Genomic DNA, 23,322 nt, shown 5'->3' with positions numbered 1-23,322 from the left:
TTCCCATAATAGCGTTCACTTTTCATGATTCCCCAAAAACCTTCCATTGGCCCCCTGATTTTTTACGACTAATCCCAAAACGCATCCTATACTCAGCGAAACGATAACAAAGACAGCAAGCCCTCTCTTTTCAAACTCCGATTTAGGAAAGCAATTACATTCCGACTATCTTCCTGACGGTGTTTGCCGTTCTTATTGTCAATTTGCCGCTGATGCCCGCACTTGCCGTCTTTGGCCACCAGTTTGTCTTTTGATAATCTTTTCGATTGAAAGACCAGAATACCGCTTCCTTATATTCCTTTATCTTCTCTAATTCTTCCCTCGGTTCTCCGATCTCGTCCCATACTTCAGCAAATGTAGCTGGAGGCATAATAAAAATCAAATTATCATAGATTTCCTTATTTTCGGTTCCCCACCAGTCAGGTGCATGATGCAAAATGTCTTTGAGATCTTCTTTTGATGTGACGAAAACCGGAATATCCAAACCAAACTGATTTTTTATCATTGTTTCAATCTGGCCTGTAAGACTCCCTATATTATTTTTTTCACTTGAAAAAATCACATTTCCACTGTTCAGATATGTCTTTACCTCTGTAAGCCCAAGTTCTTCAAAAACTTTCTTTAATTCTGCCATTGGCACCTTATTTTTTCCGCTTATATTGATACCACGCAAAAGCGCAACATATCTTTTCATATTCGTTGATTCTTCCATACAAACCCCATTTGTCCTCCTTATATCTTCAATTCATTCACCCAAACGGGCAAACTCCGATATTCATCTATATTTCTGTCCCATGGCACGACATTGACTAATTTGAAAGCCATATTATTCACATCAACAAATTCTTATTTTCTTTCCTGCTCAGCTATTTAGCAGCTTTTCCATATCCCCGATGGAAACGTCCATTCTTTCGGACACTTCTTCCATAGACATTCCGGTATTCAGAAAACGCTTGATCACCATTTTCATATCCTCGCCGACCTCTATGAGATGCCCGTCTAAGTCGTAGAACCGGATCACACGCTGTCCCCAGCTATGCTCGATGACTTCTCCCAGATATTCAATGTCCGGGTACTCTTTCAGCTTATTCAGGAAACCGTCAAAATTCTGTTCCTCAAAAACGACTTCTGCATTGTTGGATTTCTTCAATACCTTTTCTTTTGGTATGTTTACCAGCCAGTCAAAATCCTGCTGTAATGCCAGACCGCAGGTAAAAGCGATGTTCCTTCCGTAATCCTGATAGACCTCTAACCCGAATAGATCCTCATAAAACTTTCTTGCGGCGTTGATATCCGCTACCGAAATAACCACACATACATACTTCATATAAATACTCCATTCAATCCTCTTTAGCTGTTCTTTATTTCTGATAAAGCCTTTTGTATAGCACACAACTAAATGATATTATACTGCTTTAAAAATGCCGCAGATAGTTTCTGATTTTCCTGTAAAATCTGCTCCTGTCACATCATCAAAAACACCAATTTCTGAAAATCCGCCGCTTCTAAGTTCATCAATGAATGTTTCTTTGGAATAAATTTGATTCCATATATTGAAACATTCACAATTATCATCCGTTAATATCAAATACTGCTCTAATGTATTAGCGGTTTCTTCAAAATACTTATTTCTTTGAATAATTACATAAGGCTCCGCAGACCAAAATCCACCGTTTTCGTACCGTATGCTTTGTATTGGCTGAAACGAATCCAAGTATGGCCTGTTAAATGCATCTAATATCAGAATTCCATCTTTCTTCAGTGCTTTCTGGATTTTTTTCAGCAAAGCACTTCTGTCTTGCGGAGGAAGTACACCAAAGTCACAATAAATCAGGATAATAACATCAAACTCGTTTTCATAATCCATTTCCAGGTAGTTCTGATAGTAATACCGGATTTTACGACATGTTTCTTTCGCATGATTTTGGGCATATTCTATGGAACGTTTGGAGAAATCAATTCCTGTAACTGAAAATCCCTTATCATATAACAATTCGGAATAAATACCAGGTCCACACCCCAAATCCAAAAGCTGTTTACCCTGACCGTTTTTACAATAGCTGACAATCCATTCGACAGAATTTTGAATGGTGCTAAGCCTTCTTGATGCTCCATCGTTTTCCGTGTTTAAATGAGCGTCTAACATACTTTTAGAAATATGCTCATCATCCCAAAACGCTTTAGAGCTTTCATGATAAACGGGCGGCTCTTCTTTCAGGTAATTTATCAATTCACGATATTTCATATTCTTCCTTTCTGTATACACTCTAAAGAAATACTTCTTTCTATACGTATATTATATAGCAGATAATGCTGCGCCTGCGGCCCTCCCTTTTAGACCTGCTTCTTGAAAATATCAAGCGCATGGCTGGTAACACCTGCTAAATCTGCCCGTTCACAAGTAGCAAAATGATATTTCAAATATAATTCAAAAGTATCATTATCCATTTTATCTATTGCCTCACGTAATAATAGGGCAGAGCCATCTGTTGCAACATAATGTAACCGGACAGTAGAAAAGCCTGACATTAGCTCGTCAATATCTTCTTTGCGGACAAGCTCAAATAAATCTTTTGGCTCAGATTTTGCAGCAAATGTTTCCGCATCAAGAAGTCCATTTTTGATATATTCAGCAACATTAATGTTGTTGCGATGAAAGCCTTCATCAAGGAGACAGCCATCAGAGATAACATATGCGGCAAATATTATGCCTCCCGGTTTTGTTACGCGAATGGCCTCACTGATAGCCTGTCGTTTGTCTTCCACGGTATATAAGTGATATAGCGGCCCTAACACTAAGGTCATGTCATACTGATTATCAGGAAAAGCAGACAAATCCAAAGCATTTCCTTGCATAATCGTTATTTGTTCTTCCGGCTGCGTATTTTTCCGGAATACTTCTATATTGTGTTCCACTAATTCTACCGCATCAACAACACAGCCCTGACGTGCCAGTGTATGGGAATATCGGCCGGTGCCGGCTCCTACTTCAAGCACACGGTTTCTAATTCTCACATAGTTTTTAATATATTGCATAGTGGTAAGAAATTCAACGGAGCCATGTTTTGACATTAGCCGATTGTCCTCATCATAGTTATTATAAAATTCAATCAGGTGTGGATTGGTTTTCATATGATCCATTGCAAATTATACCTCCATAAAATATCATAATCTCTCGGAATCTTCAGCCCAGTAAAATCAAGGCTTGTAGATTCCATTTTATTAAAATCCCCCACTTTTTTGTCAAAAAAGACTTGACAAATCGCTCAAAATTTGCGGCGAAGCCGATTAAATATATTTTATTTTTATCGACTGGAGGGCGATTTTTATGTTACCTGTTTATTCCGGCGGTCATACCGCCTATCAGACTTTTTTACTTGAAAACCTTCGTAAATATTATCCTGATCCCACTGTTTTTTCTAAATCAACGTGGGATATCATCGAACGTTTCTGGAATCTTGATCTTTCTTATACCGACGAACTGCTCCGCAGCAAATATTCTGTCTTTGGTCCAAAACCAAGGACTCCTTCCTGTATGCAGCGTTCTTATCTTCTCTCCATTGATTTTAAAGTTCATTCACTTACCGACTGGGCTGCTCAATTGAAAATCAATCCACTCTATGCAATCCTCAGTGGGTTTCGCTTTGGTGACACTCCTGGAGTCGGCACTTTCTATGACTTTCTTAACAGGCTTTGGGATTCCGATTCTGATAATCTTTCTCCCCATATACATCCTTTAAAAAAGAAAAAAGTGCAAAAGCCAAAACAGAAGGGAGAAAAAGCAGAATCTATTGAAAAAATCACAGTGGAACAACTTTTTAAATCCATGGAATCTTCTTCTTTTTCTATTGATGACCAACCATATGCTTCTCTTTTCAAGATTTACAACCATGAATTTTTAACCGTTTCCATCTCCAAAGGATTGATTGATACCTCCAATCTTTCCATTGCCGGTGACGGTATGCCTGTTGTTACATCTGCACGTGAACGGAAACACCGTATCTGTAAGTGTTCCGAAAATGGTATCACTTCCTGTGATTGCGACCGCTACTTTTCCCAGCCCGATTGTGATGTCGGATATGATTCTTCTCGAGACTGTTTTTATCATGGCTACGATTTATATATGCTGGTTGCATCCAACTCGGAAAGTGATCTGCCTTTATTCCCTTTACTCAATCCTGCCTCAAAACATGATTCTCATGGTTTTTTGGAAACTTACTTTCGTTTCAGAGCCTTTCTTCCTGATTTTCATATCAGCAAATGGCTTTTGGATTCTGCTCATGATGCCATGCCGTATTATCAGTATTGCCGTGAAAACGGCATACAGCCTTTTATCGACTTAAATGAAAAACGCGGAATCAGCATGAAATATAAGGATGATTTTACCATTGCAAAAGATGGAATTCCTATTTGCAAAGCTGGGCGAAAAATGAACCATGATGGTTCTGAGCCATCGAAAGCAAGGTTAAAATTTCGCTGTCCACTTGCCAGCCGTAAATACGGATGCTCCTGCAGTACCCCCCTGCTCAGACTCCAAATATGGGAGAACCGTCCATCTTGCAATGAAAGATAATCCAAGATTCATCAATTTCCCGCCTCGTGACAGTAAAGAATGGAAACTGGAATACAATGCCAGAACTTCAGCTGAACGTTCGAATAAACGTGAGAAAATAGACTTTCAATTAGAAAGCGGCAGGCACCGCTCAACTAAGATGTGGTACTGCCGCCTATATCACATCCTTATGCTGCAGCACTTGGATGCTTGGGATTTGCCCTATGAATCCACCCTGAGAAAGTTGATTTTAGATGTGGCATAATCCTTTACTATTATACACCATTTTTCAGGCATAGCGACAGTTATGTCTATTTTCTATGTTCTTTTTTCTGTTTTAAATAATATTTACTTTTCAAAGTACGTTTCTCGGCTGTTGCCGATAATAATCACTCAGGATTCCGAGAGATTATTATCGCTTATTTTTCTGCCAAGGGGTCTTTATTATCTTTTGCCGTCTCTTCCTCTACAGGACGCCATGCCTCTCCAAACTTTATATCCTTAAATAATGCGGCAAGACCGGTAATCTGCTTGAGACGTAAAATTTCATCTCTATCCATTCCCAAATGCTTTGAAATCCATGCGTCTGATCTCCCAAATTCATGAAGTTCTTTTACGATGTTACTCATCAAGTCCACATCGTGAGAGCCTCGTGCCCTGTTATGGCGCACGGTGCTGGCCATACGTTTGTCAATCGGTTTCTCAATGACAGAAACCGGCAGCAACCCCTGTTCTCTTTCATAGATATCCGGGTGGTCCATCATGACCTGGTACCGATGGAACCCATCAACAATCAGATAAAAATCCTGCGCTTTTGAGTAGTAACATACGACTGGCATCGTATATCCGTCCTCTTTAATGCTTTCATATAACAGCTTCATTTCAGGCGGTGCAACTTTATTCGGGTTATAGTTATTCGGCCGTACCTTCTCTATCGGAACAGCAATGATACTATAAACTGGGCTTTTGTACTTCATACTCAAACTCCTCTATGCTTTTGTATTTACGGCGTATAATGTCCAGCTGCTTCTGCTGCTGCCGTGTCATCCCAAACCCCATGAAACGGCAGATATGGTCATTTTTCAAAATGCAGTAACACATTCGTTTCCAGCTGGGAATATCCTTTGTGGATTTGATATCGTCCGTGTGGTCTGGTATTTCCCCCACAAATACAATGCGTGATTTTTTGTTCAATGTATAATTGGAGACGCCGTTTCGTTTTATTTGATATCCCTTTTCCTGAAGCTCTTGAATCACTTCCTCGTCCAACCCGCCTCCTGTCTCATGCCAAAATTGGATAGATGTATTAAATTTTTTTATATAGTTATTCCGCAGTCTTTTTGGCAACGTTTCCAATAAAAACTTCGTGTAGGATTTCCACGTATATCCCTCCGGCAAAGAAATATTCCGGTAGCCCATCGCTTTGGTCTTTCCATAAATGGAAGCAAAATTTGCCCCCTGTACACGTCCCACAAGCTTGCACCAAATCTCCGGGTCTATGACGCGGTATAGATTCAGTGCGTCCTTCGCATAGTCGTTGAACGGGGAGGCCACGCGCATTTGCGAGGGCTTCAGGCCAGCCATATAATAAAGATCATACAGGCGGTTATACTCGTAACCAAATAAATAGTTGGCGTGCCAGACATCATTGGTAGACCAATCATATAAAGGGGAGGCACACCAGACATCTTTAAATTGCTTGCTGATCCAGCAGGTATCTTTATACCCGTATTTTTTATTCAGAAATCCGCTATACCGCTGTAAAGATTCATCTGCCCGCATCCCAAGCAGGCATACGGTTTTTCCGCCGTCATGGGCGTTCCGGTACCATCGCCCGAACTGTTTTGCCAAATCTTCCTGATGCATCCGGTAACGGTATGTAGTCATAATGTTATTTTCCAGATTGATGACGTATTCTTTTTGGGGCATCTCCCGTATCCAGATATCCTTTTTTGTGTCATCCCATGGATACCAATACATCTCGTAACTGCTTAACGCGGTTCTGGTTGCCATGGGCAGGCAAACCCAATAAGACTCCACCTGGTCCTTGATCCGTTCAAAGGTGCGTTCTACATACTTTGTCGTCATCGTATATTGCGCCTCAAAATCCTGATGAAATACACCAATGGTTCTTTCCGGATAATGCTGATTCCGGTAATCCAGAACCAGATTGAGCAGCAAACCACTGTCTTTGCCTCCGGAAAAAGAGACATAGATATTACCAAACTCTTCAAAAAGAAAATGCATTCGTTCTAAAAACGCATCATAAACATTCAAATGTAAATACTCCCTTATCAAAAAGACACCTCTCTTCTGTTCCTTCTAAAGATAGATTTCTTTCTGCAAGAGCTCACTTCGGTTCTCTACCTTTCTCAATGCTTTATTGAATGATTACAGTATTCAAATCATCACTTCTTCTTGCGTAGCTTCAAGTTTATATTGTTCTTTGCTGCCGCAGCCTGCAGCAATCCCGCGGCAAAAGCACTCTTTTCTTTGAGCGTCAACATTCCCAAATCGGATCTGTTCTCAATTTGTCTAAGTACCTCCCGCAGCTCTTGCAAGTCTAAAAGAGTTACTGCTGTACAAAACAGGGGCTTTTTGCGCCCGTCATTAAAGCCGGACAGAAGAATGTCCAGTATTTTTGTCTTTTCCATCTGCTCCGCATTGGAAGCAGTATTCTACACCATCATGCTCCATGCGATTTTACACGACTGATTTCCTTCACTGCCACCGCATCCGGGGCAATATTTATATAAAAAATGCATGAAATCCCCAAACAATGACGTGTCAACAGGTTCATATATCAGCCATTTCCCATCGTGATAAGTTTTTGTTTCATCATACCTTATCGCGCGGAGCGCGTCCACCCGAAGGGTATAAAATACGGTGTGCCCTGTGGGTATAGATTTTCCGGACGCTCTCAGAATACTCATTTCGGCCTGCTTCAAATTTTTCCCGCTCATCTTTTCCCAGGATTACCATAAAGCCAATGCAGTTCTCCCTTGCGTATAGGGCGCAAAGTGTTTTTCCACCTCTTCGGTATTTTATCAAGCATAGTGAACCTCCTACAATTTGAATATTTACATCATAAACATATTTATTGTTCCATGAACGAAAGCCGGGGTCAAAGCCATCAACAGTGCAACTATTATAGTAAGAATAATATACACCTTTAAAAAAGGAGTTGGAAAAACCAGAATCTCTACTTTTCGGATACAACCATAAGCAGGACCATTTTCAATAGCATAAGCATTTTAGAATTTGTTTCCATATTCATTTCAGAAACACTTCACCTCTTTGCTTTGCCAATCTGAAAAGCTAATTAAAAAACTTTCCCTTAAAGAAATTCTCATTTCCAAGTTTTTTCGCTGTCAGTCGGAACATCACACATCCGTCCGGGCATACGATATCCTTGCTGTACTTACCGCTGCCGCCAATGTTCTCTAAATCCCCGCCGCTTCTGACTGCCTCCATAACAGGGAACAGTATCGTCATTACTTTAGAACAGATCCCTTGTCCGTCTGCATTTACAGGGCAACCATATGCACAGGTATATTTATCTCCGATTTCCTCTCCGTTACGGCAATATCGCTCTGTGTGATCGCCGCGAAGAAACCCTGTTACCTCAATTTCAAATTCATATTCTTCGTCATACCATTTTTTCATCATTGACCTCCAGCCTATGACTCCGCCTCGCCATTTTTACATAATATTCATTCTTAAAGGTTTTATTATATCATACCCGCAGGGCATCCCGTGTTTCATACCCTTCGGGTGGACGCGCTCCGCGCGATTAGGTATACCCACAGGGCACACCGTATTTTATACCCTTCGGGTGGACGCGCTCCGCGCGATAAGGTATAGAATTGCCTGCAACTCCACTTTCACTCTACGCGGTCTGAATCCTCGACCATATAGCGGTTACGATGTCAATTTCCTCCTGGATTACTGTCATCCGGGTACAGGCATTCAGAAAACACTGGTTCATTTCTTTACGCAGAGCCCTTTATGCTACTAATCCCTTCACCTGGCATATCCCTGTGACCAGTAACACAACAGGTCTTTCTTCCCAATTTAACTTCTCCAGTCGATAGTTTTATTTTTTTATATTATCTAATTATAATAAATTTGTTTTTTTAAGTCAATGTAAACACCCCTTTTATATCTGTAATCTTTGTTGCCAATTAAAACGAAACTTGATGAAATAGAATTCTTTTTATATTCAGCTAAAAATAAATGGATAAGCCCACAAATGGAATTGGCTATGAATTTGATGAAAGAGCATTTAGGAAAAGAAAATTTTAAAGTACGCCTGTTGGGGAATGATAATGTATACCCACAGGGCACACCGTATTTCATACCCATCAAACAAATGGAATGATCCAACGATAGTTTTTTCAATTGTCGGAAGGAGGCCTTTCCAGAGCCGACTGAAGACAATGAAGAAAAACTTATTTTATTTGGCGAACTTATCGATGAGTTCTACCAGTTCATCAATTTTTTCATCGCCTTTGTTTTCAGCCAGGGCATCGGCAATGCAGCCTTTCATATGTGCCCGTAAGATTTCTTTATTGGTCTTTCGTATAATGGCCTCCGTAGACATGAGCTGGTTGGAGATATCCATACAGTACCGGTCGTCTTCCACCATTTTTAAGATCCCGTCGATCTGTCCCCTGGCGGTCTTCAGAAGTCTTGTGATCTGAGTCTTGTCTGCCTGCATGGCCCCTCCTTACTGAATACCGGTCACTTGATAGCCTGCATCTTCTACTGCCTGTTTCAGTGATTCGTCGCTGACCTCTTTTTCTAAGTTCACAACGGCGCTTTTATTTGAAAGGCTGACCTCTGCGGCCACCCCGTCCAGCTTATTGAGTGCATCTGTCACGTGTTTTACACAGTGCTTACACATCATTCCTTCAATCGAGATCGTCTTTTTCATGTTTGTTTCCTCCTCTCTTTGGACCGGCTCATTTACTCTTACCGGCGTTTCTTTGTTTCTTATAAAGCCTGGCCGGAAAAACTTCAGGCGCAGGGCATTGCTCACGACAAATACAGAACTTAAACTCATGGCTGCGGCACCGAACATAGGATTAAGCTTTAATCCGAAAAACGGATACAGACACCCGGCGGCCAGGGGAATTCCGATCACATTATAGAAAAAGGCCCAGAAGAGATTTTCTTTGATGTTTTTGATCACCGCTTTGCTGAGCTGGACTGCCGCCACTCCATCCAGCAGATCACTCTTCATCAGGACGATATCTGCGGATTCGATGGCAATATCGGTGCCGGCTCCTATGGCAATTCCCACATCGGCTCTGGCAAGGGCCGGAGCATCATTGATGCCGTCCCCGATCATGGCCACTTTCTTGCCTTCCTCCTGAATTTCCCGGATCTTGGCCTCTTTGTCCTGTGGAAGCACTTCTGCGATCACCCGTCTGATGCCCAGCTGTTTTTGGATTGCCGCTGCTGTTTTTTTGTTATCTCCGGTCAGCATGACCACTTCGATGTCCATCTTCTCAAATTCCTGAATGGCCTGTCTGCTGGTCGGTTTTACCACATCGGCTACAGAGATCAGCCCAAGCAGTCTGCCCTCTTTTGCAAAGAAAAGAGGTGTCTTGCCCTGTGAGGCAAAAACAGTACTTTTTTCTTCCAGGTCTCCAAGAGAAACTCCAATCCGTTCCATCATTTTGAGGTTGCCGGCATATACCCTATCACCTTCTATGGAACCCTCGATCCCTTCTCCTGGCACAGACTCAAATCCGGATACCTCACAGAAGCCGGCATTGATCTCTTCGCCATAGAAGACAATGGCATCCGCCAGAGGATGCTCCGAAGGTTTCTCCATACTGGCGGCAAGCTTGACCAGTTCTTTTTCTTCAATGCCGCCGGAGGTTACGATGTCCGTCACCTGTGGCCGTCCTTCCGTGACAGTTCCGGTCTTGTCCAAAACGACGGTTTTTATCTCATGTGCCGTCTCAAGACTCTCCGCAGACTTGATCAGGATGCCGTTTTCCGCGCCTTTTCCAGTTCCGACCATGATTGCCGTCGGTGTGGCAAGACCAAGTGCACACGGGCAGGAAATGACCAGGACGGCAATAGCCGTGGACAGTGCGAACTCAAATGTCTGCCCGGAAAGGAGCCATACTATCCCGGAAGCCAGGGCAATGACAATAACAACGGGAACGAAAATGCCGGCAATTTTATCTGCAAGCTTTGCGATCGGGGCTTTGGAACCGGATGCATCTTCCACCAGCTGTATGATTTGGGCAAGCGTCGTATCATCCCCTACCTTTGTAGCCCTGAATTTAATAAATCCCCCTTTATTAATGGATGCGCTGATGACTTTATCTCCGGAGGATTTCTCCACAGGGATGCTTTCCCCGGTCAGAGCGCTCTCATCCACGGAAGTCATGCCTTCAAGGATGACTCCGTCAACCGGAATGCTGGCTCCGGGGCGCACTATCACCGTATCTCCCTCATTCAGCTCCTCCACAGGGATCTCAATCTCTTCCCCGCCCCGTTCTACGGTGGCGGTCTTCGGAGCCAGATCTAAGAGTTTGCTGATAGCCTCAGAAGTCTTCCCTTTGGACCTGGCCTCCAGATATTTTCCGACCGTGATCAGTGTCAGGATCATCGATGCAGATTCAAAATATAAATCCATGTGGTACTGATGTACCAGCTGAAGATTCTGCACACCGAGGCCGTATCCCATGCGGTAAATGGCAAATACTCCATAGACAAAGGCGGCGCCGGACCCGATGGCGATCAGGGAATCCATATTCGGAGAGCCCTTAAACAAGGTCTTAAATCCCACCTGATAAAACTTCCGGTTAATGTACATGACCGGGAGAACCAGCAGCATCTGGGTCAGCCCGAAAGAAACCGCATTGTGGGTTCCGCTCAGAAAAAATGGAAGCGGAAGATTCACCATATGTCCCATGGAAATGTACATGAGCGGTATCATAAACAGGATAGATACCCAAAGTCTTCTCTTCATGCCGGTGATCTCATCGTCTACGCCAATATCCCGGTTCCTGCCTGCTTCCTCTTGCTTATCATGGACAAAGGCACCGTAGCCTCCATCAATGACAGCTCGGATAATCTGATCATCGTTTACTTCTGACTCATCATACTCCACGGTCATGGTGTTTTGGAGCAGATTTACATTAACTTCAGCGACACCATCTAATTTTCGGACACTTTTATCTACATGGGCACTGCATGCGCTGCATGTCATGCCTGTCACATCAAATTTTTGTTTCATAATACGCCTCCTTACCACCCCCAGGGGGTATGGGTCTATTATATGTCTCACCTTAATTTCTGTCAACGATAACATTTCTCAAATAGTATTGCCCAATCCGCTTATAATATCGCCGCAGACAGAGAAAGGCAGAAAAAGCAGCTTATTTCTGCTTTTTTCTGCCTTCCATCCATTCGATGAATTTTTTTGTTAAAAGGGGTCAAACTGTCTTCCTGACCAGCGATTTAATTCCTTTATGATTTCTTTTTCAGAAAGGCGGTACCTTCCGAATAGTGCATATTTCATCCGGTCATAGCATTGAGGATCACATCTAATGTCCCGGATTCTTTTACGGCGTTGTTAAAACAAAAACTCCCCGCAGTCTGCCGATGCCTTCTGGCAGACATGAAATTATTATATGAGCGGTTCTATTATTTCGGGGTATCAAAAGAAATTGAAACTGAGCTGGTCGCTTTCTTCCAGATCTCCCATCAACCCCAATTCTTTCATCTTATCTACGACAGATTTAGGCGCCTTTGTCCGGTCACGGAAATTTTCCATGGAAGTAAAAGGTTCTCCCTTGGACGCCTCTGCGGCTTCCTTGGCAGCTTTATCTCCCATGCCGTCGATCGCGGAGTAAGGAGGCATGATCTTTCCGTCGATGATCTGAAAATCCTTTGCCTTTGCCCGGTAGATATCAAGGGGCATGAACTCAAATCCACGGGCATACATCTCGTCTGCAATCTTCATTTCCCGCAGAAGATCCAGGTCTGCATTTTTCACCTCAAACTTCGGCGTGTTTTGTATCTCCCTCATCCGGTTGTTCAGTTTTTCTTTTCCCATGCACATGTCTTCATAGGAAAATGACTTGGCGCGGATACTGAAATAGGCGGCATAGTAGGCAAGGGGGTGAAAAACCTTAAACCAGGCGATCCTCCATGCCATCATGACATAGGCTACTGCATGTGCTTTCGGGAACATGTATTTAATCTGTTTACAGGACCAGATATACCATTCCGGCACATCTTTTTCCCTCATTGCCTCTTCCTGTTCCGGTTTCAGCCCTTTTCCCTTCCGGACGCTCTCCATGATCGTAAAGGACAAGGCCTCATCCAGACCCTGATTGATCAGATAGACCATAATATCATCTCTCGTACAGATGGAAGTCGAAATCGTGGCATCCCCCTCCTCGATCAGTTTCTGGGCATTGCCGAGCCAGACATCCGTACCGTGGGACAGGCCTGAAATGCGGACCAAATCGGAAAAACTCTGAGGATTTGTGTCCAGAAGCATCTGAATAACGAAATCGGTTCCGAATTCCGGTATCCCGAGAGACCCAAGCTTCGTGCCTCCGATCTGTTCCGGAGTAATTCCCAGAACCTCTGTTCCGTGAAACAAAGACATGACGGATTCATCGTCCAGAGGTATATTCTGAGCGTTGACGCCGGTCAGATCTTCCAGCCTGCGGATCATGGAGGGATCATCGTGTCCCAGGATATCCAGCTTTAACAGGTTGGAATCGATAGAATGGTACTCATAATGGGTTGTGATGATCGGTGATCTTACGTCATTGGCCGGCCGCTGGACGGCAGTAAAGTCGTAGATCTCTTTGTCATGAGGCACAACGATGATGCCTCCTGGGTGCTGGCCGGTCGTTCTCTTAACTCCGGTGCACCCTTTCGCCAGCCGTTCAATCTCACATTTTCTTTTAGATATTTCTCTCTCCTCCAGATATTTTAAAACATATCCATAGGCAGTCTTCTCCGCCAGTGTACCGATCGTACCTGCACGGTAGGCCTTTCCTTTGCCAAAGATCACTTCCACATATGCGTGGGCCTTACTTTGATATTCTCCTGAAAAATTAAGGTCAATATCAGGTTCCTTGTCCCCCTTAAATCCGAGGAATGTCTCGAACGGGATATCGTGGCCTTCTTTGTTCATTTTTGCACCGCATTTCGGACACACCGCATCCGGCATATCACATCCGGACATACCCATCCTGGCATATTTTTTTACTTCAGGAGAGTCAAAATCCACATAATAACACTCAGGACAGATGTAGTGGGCGGGCAGAGGATTTACTTCCGTGATCCCGGACATGGTCGCCGCAAAAGACGACCCCACAGACCCCCTTGATCCTACCAGATAACCGTGGTCCAGGGAATCCCATACCAGCTTCTGTGCGATGATATACATAACCGCATAGCCGTTTCCGATGATGGAATTCAGCTCTTTGTCAAGTCTGGTGGTTACGATGTCCGGCAGATTCGGACCGTAGATATCGTGTGCTTTCTTGTAACAAATATCCCGAAGATCCCGGTCCGAGTTCTCGATGACCGGCGGGCATTTATCCGGATGAATCGGGGAAATATTTTCAATCTGGTCATTGATCATATTTGGATTTGTTATGACAACTTCTCTGGCTTTATCGCTTCCCAGATATTCAAATTCATGGAGCATTTCCTCCGTCGTCCGGAAGTAGAGAGGCGGCTGGCTGTCCGCATCTTTAAATCCCTTTCCGGCCATCAGAATCGCCCGGTAAATGGAGTCATCCGGATCTAAAAAATGCACATCGCAGGTAGCGGCCACAGGTTTGTGGAAGGTTTCACCCAGTTCCACGATCTTCCGGTTAAAATTTCTGATATCTTCAAAAGAATTGACATTCTCATGGCGCGCGGATTCGATCATAAACTGGTTATTGCCCTCCGGCTGAATTTCCAGGTAATCATAAAATTCAACAATCTTTGCGATCTCTTCCTCAGACCGCTGGTCCACGATGGCGCTGTACAGTTCGCCGGCTTCACATGCAGATCCGATGATCAGTCCTTCCCGGTACTTATTGATCAGGGATTTGGGCATTCTCGGGCGCCGGTTAAAGTACCGGACGTGGGATTCCGACACCAGACGGTTTAAGTTGACTCTTCCGGTGTTGTTTTTGACGAGAATGATACCGTGATAGGTGCGGCCTTTTTTAATGAAGTCTTCGGAGCCTGCGACAAACTCGTTTACCTGATCTAGGTCAAAGATTTCTTTTTCCTCCAGAATCTGAACAAATTTTATGAAGATTTTCCCCGTAGCTGTGGCGTCATCCACTGCCCGGTGGTGAGTCTCCAGTTTGATGTTTAAATTTTTGCACAGATTATCCAGTGTAAATTTTGCCAGGTGGGTCATCAGGCTCCTTGAGAGACCGAGCGTATCCACAATGGTAGGATGAAAATCAAGCCCCAGGCGTTTCGTATTTTCATGGATAAATCCGGTGTCGAACCCGGCATTGTGGGCCACTAAGGCAGAATCCCCGCAGAACTCAAGAAATCTTGGCAGAACGGCCTCGATCGTATCTGCGTCCATGACCATCTCATCTGTAATCGTAGTAAGCTGTGTGATCTTAAATGGAATCGGGATCTGCGGATTGATGAATTCACTGAAGGTTTCCGTGATCTCACCGTCTATGACCTTTACGGCCCCGATTTCTATGATGCGGTCTGTATGGCTGTTGAACCCTGTGGTCTCAATGTCGAATACCACAAAGTCTCCCCGGAGGGACTGGCCTCTGGAGCGGACTGCCAAATCTCCCAGGTCATCCACAAAGTAAGCCTCCACCCCATAGATGATCTTAAACGGATCGTCTTTTGGAAGCCTTAAATCCTCATAGGCGTGCCTTGCAATCGGAAAGGCCTGGAGCACGCCGTGATCCGTGATGGCAACGGCAGGATGTCCCCACTCGTAGGCGCGTTTTACGATGTCATTGATCTGAACAACACTGTCGTTGTCGCTCATAACCGTATGTAAATGGAGTTCCACCCTTTTATCCATGGACGTGTCCTGGCGTTTCTCCCTGAAATCAGAGACTGCTTTGATGCCCACGACAGAACCAAGAGATATCTCATGATCAAATTTATCATACATGGCGACCGCCTTAATCCGGTAGAAGCCTCCTTTTTTCAGATCGCTGAGAACCTCCGGGAGCTGTTCATTTCTGACAAATATTTTACAGGAGATTGTATCCGTAAAGTCAGTGATATGAAAAATGATGATCGTTTTTTCGTTTCGAATTTCTCTCGTATCAAGGCTTGTAACCTGTCCGTGGATCACGACTTCGCCGATCTCATCGAAAATATCCTTGATCTCAATGAGCTCCCCTTCACAGTTGCGGCCGTAAAGAAGGGTCGGATCGTCTTTGAATTTAGGCTTTCTTTTAAACTTGGAATCGTAGGAAAAATTGGATTCTTTTTTCTTTTTTCTCGCCTTTTTCTCTTCTGCCTGTTCTTTACAGAGAAGATCGGCCTGTTCGACAATTCCCTCAATCTCTTTTTGAAGTTTATACTGGCTTTCTTTTTTCAGAGACCGGTCTGTCGTCTTGGAAAAATCAAAGCCTACCTTGATCTCCATACCAAATTTGTCTTTAAGCGTTGTCTCGAAATACTCTTTGATCTCTTCTGACTTGCTCTTGTTGACAAAAGTATTTTCAAAGATAAAGGTAACGACATCTCCGTCAATGGCATAGTCTCCTTTTCTGACCACATTAAAAATAACCTCCCCTTTGCCTTTTAACTCAAAGAGGAAGCTTTTCATATAGTGTTCAAATAAATAGTCCAGATCATACTGAGCAGAAAGCCGGAAAAACTCCTGAAAACGTATTTTGACATAACGTTTTGAAAACAGCTGCTCTCTGATCTGCTGTTCCATCCGCCAGGTGTCGATCCTTGGGATCAGATGGTCGCTTGTAAAAGAAATGAAAAGTGTGTTTTTTGATTTCTTGAATACGACCTGGCGGATACACACAGTCCGGAACAGTTCTTCTACATCTCTAGACACTTTCAGGTCAGGAAACACCTGAAAAAATTCTTTTGTATGCTCTTTAGCAGCCTGCATCTGATTCACCCCAATGTTCTAATTCATAACGCAGAGTACTTAAAAGATCCTCCTCCGGAACTTTCCGTATGACCTGTCCTTTTTTCATCAGAAGGCCTTCACCGATTCCGCCTGCGATCCCGATATCCGCTTCCTTTGCCTCACCGGGGCCGTTGACGACACAGCCCATGACGGCAACCTTGATATTCAAATGTTCGAAATCTGCGGCCATCGTCTCTACCTGTCCGGCAAGACTGATCAGATCAATGTTGGTCCTTCCGCATGTAGGACAGGAAACCACTTCGATCCCGCCGCTTCTGAGCCCCAAAGTCTTTAAAATCAGTTTGGCACTTGCGATTTCATTAACAGGATCTCCGGTCAGTGAGACGCGAATCGTGTCTCCGAGCCCCTGATGAAGGATAATGCCAAGTCCGACTGCGGACTTGATATTTCCGCTGTACACGGTTCCTGACTCTGTAATGCCGACATGGAGCGGATAGTCGATCTGCTTTGCTACCAGTTCATATGCTCTGGCACACATAAGAACATCGGAGGATTTGATGCTGACTGCCAGATTGTCATAGTCAAATGCCTCGATCATGCGGACTTTGTCAACGGCACTCTCCACCAGTCCCTCGGCCGTCACTCCGTGATACTTTTCCACCAGCTCTTTTTCCAGTGAACCGCTGTTGACGCCTACCCGGATCGGAACGCCGTACTCTTTGGCATTTTCAATGACTGCCCGGATACGGTCCTCTCCTCCGATATTGCCCGGATTGATGCGGATTTTATCCGCGCCGTTCTCCATAGCCGCGATGGCGAGCTTATAGTTGAAATGTATATCTGCCACCAGCGGAATGTGTATCCTTTTTTTGATCTCGCCCAGGGCGTCAGCCGCTTCGGGAGTCGGGACCGTACATCTTACGATGTCGCATCCGGCTTTCTCAAGGCTTAATATCTGTGTTACGGTAGACTCCACGTCTTCTGTCTTCGTATTGGTCATGGACTGGATCAGCACAGGGTTGCCCCCGCCGATCTTTTTATCTCCGATCCGGATGACTTTTGTATTATTTCTTATAACCATACTAAGACTCCTTTACAACATAATCTTATAGATATCCTGGAACATGACAAAGATCATAAGCCCCAGCAGCAAAAACAGACCGACCGTATGGACGGTGGCTTCCACATTTTTGGAAACAGGCTTTCTTCTGACCGCTTCCACGATGAGAAAGCAAAGTCTGCCTCCGTCCAGTGCGGGAAGCGGCAGAAGATTCATGACTCCTAGGTTTGCGCTGATCAGGACCGCAATACTCAGCATCGTGGAAAGAAGGACTGTGAAACCGTAAGTGGCTGCCTGGTTATACGTATCCCCTACCTGTTTTACAATGCCCACAGGCCCTGACAGATCATTCAGCGTCAGCTGTCCCGTAGCCAGTTTCACGACACTCTTTACCGTCACACGAATTTGAAATCCTACCTCATGAAATCCATATTCTATGGTCCTGAGGGGATTTAATTTTTGATATGGTTCCCAGCCTATGCCGATCATATATCTTTTGGCTTCCTTGTTAAACTTCGGGGTCACAGAGAGGTTTTTCTCTATTTCGTCCCGCTTTATCACGATAGGCACTTCTCCGCCTTTATAGTCCAGAAGGAAATAATAAGACAGTTCGCGGTTATTGTAGATCTTTTTTCCATCAATCTTCAAGACCTGGTCCCCGGCTTTCAATCCTGCTTCCTGAGCAGGAGACTTTGTCTCCACTCTGGCGATATCGGGCAGGTCAGCTCCTGATATACCGATCATAATAAAGGCAAGGATCAGGGCAAAAATAAAATTGAAAAACGGTCCGGCAAAAATGACTGCCATTCTGGCCCAGACAGATTTATTTCCAAAAGCGTCCGCCTCCGGCCGGTCTTCGTCTTCACCCATCATACAGGCTCCGCCGAAAGGAAGGAGTTTTACAGAATAATAAGTTTCTCCCACCTGTTTTCCGAACAGAGTCGGACCAAGCCCTATACAGAATTCGTCCACACGGATGCCGTTCTTTTTGGCGACTGAAAAATGTCCCAATTCATGTACGATGATAATAATGCCAAAGATTAAGATTGCAATAATAATGTTCAAGTAATTACCTGCTTTCTATGAATTCATATACCCACTGTTCTGTTTCCAGTACCTCCGTAAGAGATGGATTCTCTATCACATGATGTGCATTCATTGCATCTTCGATCAGATCATAAATCTCTGTAAAAGATATTTTCTCCTGCAAAAACAGAGCCACTGCTTTTTCGTTGGCTGCGTTCAGCACGGCCGGCATGGATCCGCCGGTCCTTCCTGCATCATATGCATATGAAAGACCTTTTAGAACATCAACAGGCGGCTCTTCAAAAGAGATACTTCCCAATGCAGCAAAATCTAAACGATCACCCGGAAGAAATCTGCGCTCCGGATAGTAGAGGGCGTATTGGATCGGAAGCTTCATATCCGGGGTTCCCAGCTGGGCCTTTACCCCGCCGTCCTTGAACTGCACCATAGAATGAATGATGCTCTGAGGCTGTACGACCACCTTGATCCGGTCAAAATCCATGTCAAAGAGCCAGCGTGCCTCGATCACTTCCAGCCCCTTATTGACCAGCGTTGCGGAATCTATGGTGATCTTTTTGCCCATAGACCAGTTTGGATGATTTAAAGCATCTTTTAATGTGACCGTTTTGAGTTCTTCTTTTGTCCTGGTACGAAATGGTCCGCCGGATGCCGTGATGATCAGGGAATCCACCTCTCTTTCAGCCTCTCCCTGAAGGCACTGAAAAATTGCGGAGTGTTCGCTGTCCACCGGATAAATCGAAACTCCGTATTCTTTTGCCATGGGCATGATCAGATGGCCTGCGGTCACCAGCGTCTCCTTATTTGCGAGAGCGATATCTTTCTTTGCCCTTATGGCAGCCATCGTCGGCTTTATGCCGATCATCCCGACGACTGCAGTGACGACCAGCGAACAGGATGGCTCAGAAGCCGCCTCGATGAGGCCTTCCGGTCCGGAAAGCACCTTCACTTCAAGATCCTTTACGCGCAGCCGCAGTTCCTCTGCTCTTTGTTTGTCATAGAGAACTGCTGTATGCGGATGAAATTCCCGTATCTGCCGTTCTAAAAGATCCACATTGCTTCCGGCTGCCAGAGTCGTCACTGCAAGGTCTTCATTTGCACGTACAAGCTCCAGCGTCTGGGTTCCGATCGAACCGGTAGAGCCAATGATGGAAATATACTTCACTGCATCGCTCCTCCTGAGATCATCATTGTAAGATAATAAATAACCGGAGCGATCAATATAATGCTGTCAAACCGGTCTAGAATACCGCCGTGTCCCGGGATCAGAGTACCGAAATCCTTAATCCTGGAATCTCTTTTGATCGCTGAAGCAGCCAGGTCACCGATCACGGATATAGCCGCACCGATTCCGCAGATAATCCCGAACATTATCATTGGATTAAAATTAAACCGTATCCTTGTCTTTAAATAGATACCATATGCTGCTCCTAAGATCACCGCCCCAATAATACCGCCGATCAGGCCTTCTATGCTCTTTTTCGGACTCAGTTTCGGGGTCATCTTGTGCTTTCCAATCAACATGCCGGTGCAGTAAGCCAGTGTATCATTGCCCCATGCGGCCAGGAACAGGAGCACGATAAATTCGCCTCCGTTCTGAGCGATCCTCAGCTGATAAATATAGGAAATCATGACGCTCACATAGACAAATCCAAAAAAACAAGCCATCACCTGGTTCATGTGATACTTTGGAAAGCGGATCACATAACATCCGAGCAGGAAGATCATAAACAAAATGATGATCGATGTGGACCACTGACCCAGGTCAAAAAACAATGCGGCATAGTAAAGAATCGTTCCTGTGTATCCAAGGACCGCCAGAGATGATTTCTCTATTTTGAAAATCTTCAGTATTTCATTGTATCCGATCAGGGCAACGATCGCCGTTAAGAGTAAAGTTACGATACCGCCCAGGTAAAGGCCAAGGACGGTAACTGCCACTAAAGCAATCCCGCTGATAAGTCTCTGTTTAAACATAAGTCTATATTCCTCCAAATCTCCGTTCTCTTCCGTTATAGTACTCCACAGCTTTTTTCAATTCTTTTTTGTTGAAATCCGGCCAGAGCACATCGGTAAAATAAAATTCTGTGTAGGCCAGCTGCCAGAGCATGAAATTCGACAGCCGCTGTTCTCCGCTTGTGCGGATCATCAGGTCAGGCTCGGGAAGTCCCTTTGTATCCAGATATCCTGCAAACAGATCTTCTGTGATCTCCTCTTTTTTCAGAGTGCCTGCCAGCAGATCACCGGCCATTTTTTTCATGGCGCGGATCATTTCATCGCGGCTGCCGTAATTCAGGGCGATAGTAAAATTGATTCCTGTGTTGCCCTTGGATGCTTCTTCAAGCTGTTCGATCTTTTCCCTGAGATCCTCTGAAAGCCCGGTCACATCTCCGATGACGCGGACCCGCATATTATTTTTATTTGCCCGTTTGATGCATGTCTTTAAGTAGTCCCTTAAAAGCTTCATCAAGGCATCCACTTCATCCTTCGGACGTCTCCAGTTTTCGGTTGAAAATGCGTATACCGTCAGGTATTTGATGCCCATGTCAAATGCATCCTCAATGATTCTCTCCACCGTCTTGCTGCCCTGTGCATGCCCCATATTCCTGGGAAGGAATCTTTTTTTTGCCCATCTGCCGTTGCCGTCCAAGATTATCGCAACATGCTCCGGCACTCTCATTGACTCCATAGAACACCTCCGTCAAATCATCGAAAAAACAGGGCTGACTCAAACCAGCCCTGCAGCTTTTCTTTATTGTTATACTGTCATGATCTCTTTTGACTTTGCCTCCACCGCATCATCAATTTTTTTTATATATGCATCCGTAAGCTTTTGAACTTCAGATTCCTGGTCTTTTAACTGGTCGTCGTTCAGCTCATTGGCTTTGTTCATCTTTTTCAGTTCATCGTTGGCATCCCGGCGGATATTCCGGACTGCAACTTTTGTTGTCTCTCCTCTTTTTTTGATATCCTTTGCCAGATCCTTTCTGCGTTCTTCCGTGAGTTCCGGGAAATTCAAGCGGATCGCAGTTCCGTCATTGTTAGGAGTGATTCCGATGTCAGACATCATGATCGCTTTCTCGATCTCTCCTAGCAGATTCGGCTCCCACGGCTGGATCAGGATCGTGCGGGCTTCCGGAACAGAGACATTTCCCACCTGCTGGATCGGAGTAGGCACTCCGTAATAGTCTACGGTAACTTTGTCCAGAACGTGAGGATTGGCGCGTCCTGCACGTATCGCCATAAATTCTGATGTCATGTTCTCATAAGATTTCTGCATCTTATCTTCAAATTTCTTTAACATTTTTCTTCCTCCTATTTTACGGTAACATATGTACCATTGAATTTTCCTTTTAATAAATCGGCTATGCTGTCCGGCTCATTAAGCCCGAACACTGCAAGGGGCATCTTGTTTTCCAGACACATGATCGTAGCTGTCAGATCCACGACTGCAAGCTTTTGATCCAATACATCATCTAAACTGATAGTATCGTATTTCTTTGCATCGGGGTTAACCGCGGGATCGCTGTCGTATACACCGTCAATAGACTTTGCGAGCAGTATCGCATCTGCCTCGATCTCCACAGCGCGGAGAGCTGTCGCCGTATCGGTAGAAAAATACGGATGCCCGGTTCCGCCGGCAAAGAAAGCGATCTTTCCGTCTTCCATGGCTTTTACCGCCTTGTCTTTGGAAAACAGTTCTGTAAACGAACCGCACACAAATGGGGTGAATACTTCGGTCTCAAGCCCTGCGGTGCGGAAAGCGTCCGCAACATAAATACAGTTCATTACCGTAGCCAGCATGCCGATCTGGTCTGCTTTCGTCCGTTCCATATTCTCGCTTGTGCGTCCTCTCCAGAAATTACCGCCTCCGATGACAATGGAGATCTGGAGTCCCCGGTCGGCTAAAACCTTGACCTGTCTTGCCACATCCATACAGGTGGCTTCGTCAAAACCAGTCTTTTTATCTCCCGCGAGTGCTTCGCCGCTCAGCTTCAAAAGAATCCTTTTCATATCCTTTATATCTTTCATGAACTTACCTCATCTATCGTATTTTTCTGTTTCTCTCTGATGAATTATAGCATAAACCATACCAAAGGACAACTGAAATTCAGCTGTCCTCACTGTCCAGTATGATCGTGAACGGTCCGTCGTTTGTAAGCCTCACTTCCATCTCCGCACCGAAGATTCCGGTCTCGACTTTCGGAACTTTTTTTCTGCACTCTGATATGATATATTCATACAATTCTTCTGCCAGGTCCGGTTTTCCTGCATTGATGAAAGAAGGCCGGTTGCCCTTTCTGCAGTCTGCATAGAGGGTAAACTGGGAGACGAGCAGGAGACTGCCGTCCACATCCTTCAGTGCAAGATTCGTCTTCCCATTTTCATCGTCAAATATTCTTAACCCTGCCATTTTTTTAATCAGTTTATCCGCTGTCTCTCTCGTGTCGTTCTGACCGACACCGATCAGTACTAAAAATCCCCGGTCAATGCTCCCGACCGTTTTGTGGTCCGCATCCACCTCGGCATGGCTGACTCTTTGAATTACAAATTTCATATGCTCTCTCTTTC

The 23,322-nt window shown here is 44.6% G+C and carries 22 protein-coding genes and 1 pseudogene; 3 read left to right on the top strand and 20 right to left on the bottom strand.

The genetic code is table 11. The features are described 5' to 3' along the window. Nucleotides 1-154: 154 nt before the first annotated feature. The 4 genes from P8F77_RS09445 to P8F77_RS09430 all read right to left on the bottom strand — a co-directional run bounded on the left by P8F77_RS09445 (nt 155) and on the right by P8F77_RS09430 (nt 3,132). Nucleotides 155-694: a DUF1697 domain-containing protein gene (locus P8F77_RS09445; protein ID WP_270430595.1), complete on the bottom strand. Its 540-nt coding sequence runs from the start codon at nt 692-694 to the stop codon at nt 155-157. Nucleotides 695-862: 168 nt separating this feature from the next. Further along, nucleotides 863-1,327, bottom strand: coding sequence for a VOC family protein (locus tag P8F77_RS09440; RefSeq protein ID WP_024727572.1), 465 nt, complete (start codon nt 1,325-1,327; stop codon nt 863-865). A gap of 78 nt (nt 1,328-1,405) precedes the next feature. After that, entirely contained in the window at nt 1,406-2,245 is an 840-nt protein-coding gene (locus P8F77_RS09435) for a class I SAM-dependent methyltransferase (protein ID WP_287520504.1), read from the bottom strand. A gap of 89 nt (nt 2,246-2,334) precedes the next feature. Next, entirely contained in the window at nt 2,335-3,132 is a 798-nt protein-coding gene (locus P8F77_RS09430; protein ID WP_287520513.1) for a class I SAM-dependent methyltransferase, read from the bottom strand. A 196-nt stretch (nt 3,133-3,328) separates the two neighbouring features. On the opposite strand from P8F77_RS09430, the gene P8F77_RS09425 reads away from it, so the two are divergent. Then, nucleotides 3,329-4,573, top strand: a complete 1,245-nt coding sequence (locus tag P8F77_RS09425) for a hypothetical protein (protein WP_347256041.1) — start codon at nt 3,329-3,331, stop codon at nt 4,571-4,573. Further along, nucleotides 4,563-4,817 carry a hypothetical protein gene (locus tag P8F77_RS09420; RefSeq protein WP_347256040.1) on the top strand — a complete coding sequence of 85 codons (255 nt, stop codon included), beginning with the start codon at nt 4,563-4,565 and terminating at the stop codon, nt 4,815-4,817. The genes P8F77_RS09425 and P8F77_RS09420 overlap by 11 nt, the downstream gene beginning before the upstream one ends. Nucleotides 4,818-4,971: 154 nt before the next feature. Here the strand turns inward: P8F77_RS09420 and P8F77_RS09415 are convergent, their stop codons facing one another. From P8F77_RS09415 to P8F77_RS09395, 5 genes and pseudogenes are all read right to left on the bottom strand, one after another. Continuing rightward, nucleotides 4,972-5,529, bottom strand: coding sequence for a ParB/RepB/Spo0J family partition protein (locus tag P8F77_RS09415; protein ID WP_024727574.1), 558 nt, complete (start codon nt 5,527-5,529; stop codon nt 4,972-4,974). Further along, nucleotides 5,504-6,850 carry a DUF3440 domain-containing protein gene (locus P8F77_RS09410; protein ID WP_024727575.1) on the bottom strand — a complete coding sequence of 449 codons (1,347 nt, stop codon included), beginning with the start codon at nt 6,848-6,850 and terminating at the stop codon, nt 5,504-5,506. The genes P8F77_RS09415 and P8F77_RS09410 overlap by 26 nt, the downstream gene beginning before the upstream one ends. Before the next feature lie 110 nt (nt 6,851-6,960). Next, a complete protein-coding gene (locus P8F77_RS09405; protein WP_287519687.1) occupies nt 6,961-7,206 on the bottom strand; it encodes a hypothetical protein in 246 nt (81 codons plus the stop codon). A gap of 24 nt (nt 7,207-7,230) precedes the next feature. Then, nucleotides 7,231-7,597 (bottom strand): annotated as a pseudogene (locus P8F77_RS09400) (DUF3788 family protein); the annotation flags it as partial. Between the two features lie 273 nt (nt 7,598-7,870). Next, entirely contained in the window at nt 7,871-8,218 is a 348-nt protein-coding gene (locus P8F77_RS09395) for a TIGR04076 family protein (protein WP_347256441.1), read from the bottom strand. A 508-nt stretch (nt 8,219-8,726) separates the two neighbouring features. Between P8F77_RS09395 and P8F77_RS09390 the strand changes: the two genes are divergently transcribed. Further along, nucleotides 8,727-8,933: a hypothetical protein gene (locus P8F77_RS09390; protein ID WP_081723833.1), complete on the top strand. Its 207-nt coding sequence runs from the start codon at nt 8,727-8,729 to the stop codon at nt 8,931-8,933. A 75-nt stretch (nt 8,934-9,008) separates the two neighbouring features. Here the strand turns inward: P8F77_RS09390 and P8F77_RS09385 are convergent, their stop codons facing one another. The 11 genes from P8F77_RS09385 to dtd all read right to left on the bottom strand — a co-directional run bounded on the left by P8F77_RS09385 (nt 9,009) and on the right by dtd (nt 23,308). Continuing rightward, nucleotides 9,009-9,272 carry a metal-sensing transcriptional repressor gene (locus tag P8F77_RS09385; RefSeq protein ID WP_024727577.1) on the bottom strand — a complete coding sequence of 88 codons (264 nt, stop codon included), beginning with the start codon at nt 9,270-9,272 and terminating at the stop codon, nt 9,009-9,011. Nucleotides 9,273-9,281: 9 nt separating this feature from the next. Further along, nucleotides 9,282-11,813, bottom strand: coding sequence for a heavy metal translocating P-type ATPase (locus tag P8F77_RS09380; RefSeq protein WP_287519689.1), 2,532 nt, complete (start codon nt 11,811-11,813; stop codon nt 9,282-9,284). Nucleotides 11,814-12,236: 423 nt separating this feature from the next. Then, a complete protein-coding gene (locus P8F77_RS09375) occupies nt 12,237-16,664 on the bottom strand; it encodes a PolC-type DNA polymerase III (protein WP_287519691.1) in 4,428 nt (1,475 codons plus the stop codon). Further along, nucleotides 16,651-17,727, bottom strand: coding sequence for a flavodoxin-dependent (E)-4-hydroxy-3-methylbut-2-enyl-diphosphate synthase (ispG, locus tag P8F77_RS09370; RefSeq protein ID WP_287519693.1), 1,077 nt, complete (start codon nt 17,725-17,727; stop codon nt 16,651-16,653). Before ispG ends, P8F77_RS09375 begins: the two co-directional genes overlap by 14 nt. A gap of 12 nt (nt 17,728-17,739) precedes the next feature. Next, nucleotides 17,740-18,771, bottom strand: a complete 1,032-nt coding sequence (gene rseP / locus P8F77_RS09365) for an RIP metalloprotease RseP (protein ID WP_287519695.1) — start codon at nt 18,769-18,771, stop codon at nt 17,740-17,742. A 4-nt stretch (nt 18,772-18,775) separates the two neighbouring features. Beyond that, nucleotides 18,776-19,915, bottom strand: a complete 1,140-nt coding sequence (locus P8F77_RS09360) for a 1-deoxy-D-xylulose-5-phosphate reductoisomerase (RefSeq protein WP_287519697.1) — start codon at nt 19,913-19,915, stop codon at nt 18,776-18,778. Continuing rightward, nucleotides 19,912-20,727 carry a phosphatidate cytidylyltransferase gene (locus P8F77_RS09355; protein WP_287519699.1) on the bottom strand — a complete coding sequence of 272 codons (816 nt, stop codon included), beginning with the start codon at nt 20,725-20,727 and terminating at the stop codon, nt 19,912-19,914. Before P8F77_RS09355 ends, P8F77_RS09360 begins: the two co-directional genes overlap by 4 nt. A gap of 4 nt (nt 20,728-20,731) precedes the next feature. Then, complete coding sequence (locus P8F77_RS09350) at nt 20,732-21,430, bottom strand: isoprenyl transferase (protein WP_024727584.1); 699 nt, start codon at nt 21,428-21,430, stop codon at nt 20,732-20,734. A 78-nt stretch (nt 21,431-21,508) separates the two neighbouring features. Beyond that, nucleotides 21,509-22,054 carry a ribosome recycling factor gene (gene frr / locus P8F77_RS09345; protein WP_024727585.1) on the bottom strand — a complete coding sequence of 182 codons (546 nt, stop codon included), beginning with the start codon at nt 22,052-22,054 and terminating at the stop codon, nt 21,509-21,511. 11 nt (nt 22,055-22,065) lie between these two features. Further along, nucleotides 22,066-22,764, bottom strand: a complete 699-nt coding sequence (gene pyrH, locus P8F77_RS09340; RefSeq protein WP_024727586.1) for a UMP kinase — start codon at nt 22,762-22,764, stop codon at nt 22,066-22,068. 97 nt (nt 22,765-22,861) lie between these two features. Continuing rightward, nucleotides 22,862-23,308 (bottom strand): D-aminoacyl-tRNA deacylase, encoded by a 447-nt coding sequence (gene dtd, locus P8F77_RS09335; protein ID WP_024727587.1) that lies wholly within the window; start codon nt 23,306-23,308, stop codon nt 22,862-22,864. Nucleotides 23,309-23,322: the final 14 nt, after the last annotated feature.

Source organism: Anaerostipes sp. PC18 (assembly GCF_039789045.1).
GTDB lineage: Bacteria > Bacillota > Clostridia > Lachnospirales > Lachnospiraceae > Anaerostipes > Anaerostipes hominis.
This window is presented reverse-complemented; position numbering and strand designations above follow the sequence as displayed.

What these genes read in the sequence shown, in the direction of transcription:
- P8F77_RS09385 (WP_024727577.1), bottom strand. Translation starts at nt 9,272, where the DNA reads ATGCAGGCAGACAAGACTCAGATCACAAGACTTCTGAAGACCGCCAGG.
- P8F77_RS09350 (WP_024727584.1), bottom strand. Translation starts at nt 21,430, where the DNA reads ATGAGAGTGCCGGAGCATGTTGCGATAATCTTGGACGGCAACGGCAGA.
- pyrH (WP_024727586.1), bottom strand. Translation starts at nt 22,764, where the DNA reads ATGAAAAGGATTCTTTTGAAGCTGAGCGGCGAAGCACTCGCGGGAGAT.
- P8F77_RS09375 (WP_287519691.1), bottom strand. Translation starts at nt 16,664, where the DNA reads ATGCAGGCTGCTAAAGAGCATACAAAAGAATTTTTTCAGGTGTTTCCT.
- P8F77_RS09430 (WP_287520513.1), bottom strand. Translation starts at nt 3,132, where the DNA reads ATGAAAACCAATCCACACCTGATTGAATTTTATAATAACTATGATGAG.
- P8F77_RS09395 (WP_347256441.1), bottom strand. Translation starts at nt 8,218, where the DNA reads ATGAAAAAATGGTATGACGAAGAATATGAATTTGAAATTGAGGTAACA.
- frr (WP_024727585.1), bottom strand. Translation starts at nt 22,054, where the DNA reads ATGTTAAAGAAATTTGAAGATAAGATGCAGAAATCTTATGAGAACATG.
- P8F77_RS09435 (WP_287520504.1), bottom strand. Translation starts at nt 2,245, where the DNA reads ATGAAATATCGTGAATTGATAAATTACCTGAAAGAAGAGCCGCCCGTT.
- P8F77_RS09355 (WP_287519699.1), bottom strand. Translation starts at nt 20,727, where the DNA reads ATGTTTAAACAGAGACTTATCAGCGGGATTGCTTTAGTGGCAGTTACC.
- P8F77_RS09425 (WP_347256041.1), top strand. Translation starts at nt 3,329, where the DNA reads ATGTTACCTGTTTATTCCGGCGGTCATACCGCCTATCAGACTTTTTTA.
- ispG (WP_287519693.1), bottom strand. Translation starts at nt 17,727, where the DNA reads ATGGTTATAAGAAATAATACAAAAGTCATCCGGATCGGAGATAAAAAG.
- P8F77_RS09420 (WP_347256040.1), top strand. Translation starts at nt 4,563, where the DNA reads ATGAAAGATAATCCAAGATTCATCAATTTCCCGCCTCGTGACAGTAAA.
- P8F77_RS09445 (WP_270430595.1), bottom strand. Translation starts at nt 694, where the DNA reads ATGAAAAGATATGTTGCGCTTTTGCGTGGTATCAATATAAGCGGAAAA.
- P8F77_RS09405 (WP_287519687.1), bottom strand. Translation starts at nt 7,206, where the DNA reads ATGGAAAAGACAAAAATACTGGACATTCTTCTGTCCGGCTTTAATGAC.
- P8F77_RS09440 (WP_024727572.1), bottom strand. Translation starts at nt 1,327, where the DNA reads ATGAAGTATGTATGTGTGGTTATTTCGGTAGCGGATATCAACGCCGCA.
- P8F77_RS09380 (WP_287519689.1), bottom strand. Translation starts at nt 11,813, where the DNA reads ATGAAACAAAAATTTGATGTGACAGGCATGACATGCAGCGCATGCAGT.
- P8F77_RS09415 (WP_024727574.1), bottom strand. Translation starts at nt 5,529, where the DNA reads ATGAAGTACAAAAGCCCAGTTTATAGTATCATTGCTGTTCCGATAGAG.
- dtd (WP_024727587.1), bottom strand. Translation starts at nt 23,308, where the DNA reads ATGAAATTTGTAATTCAAAGAGTCAGCCATGCCGAGGTGGATGCGGAC.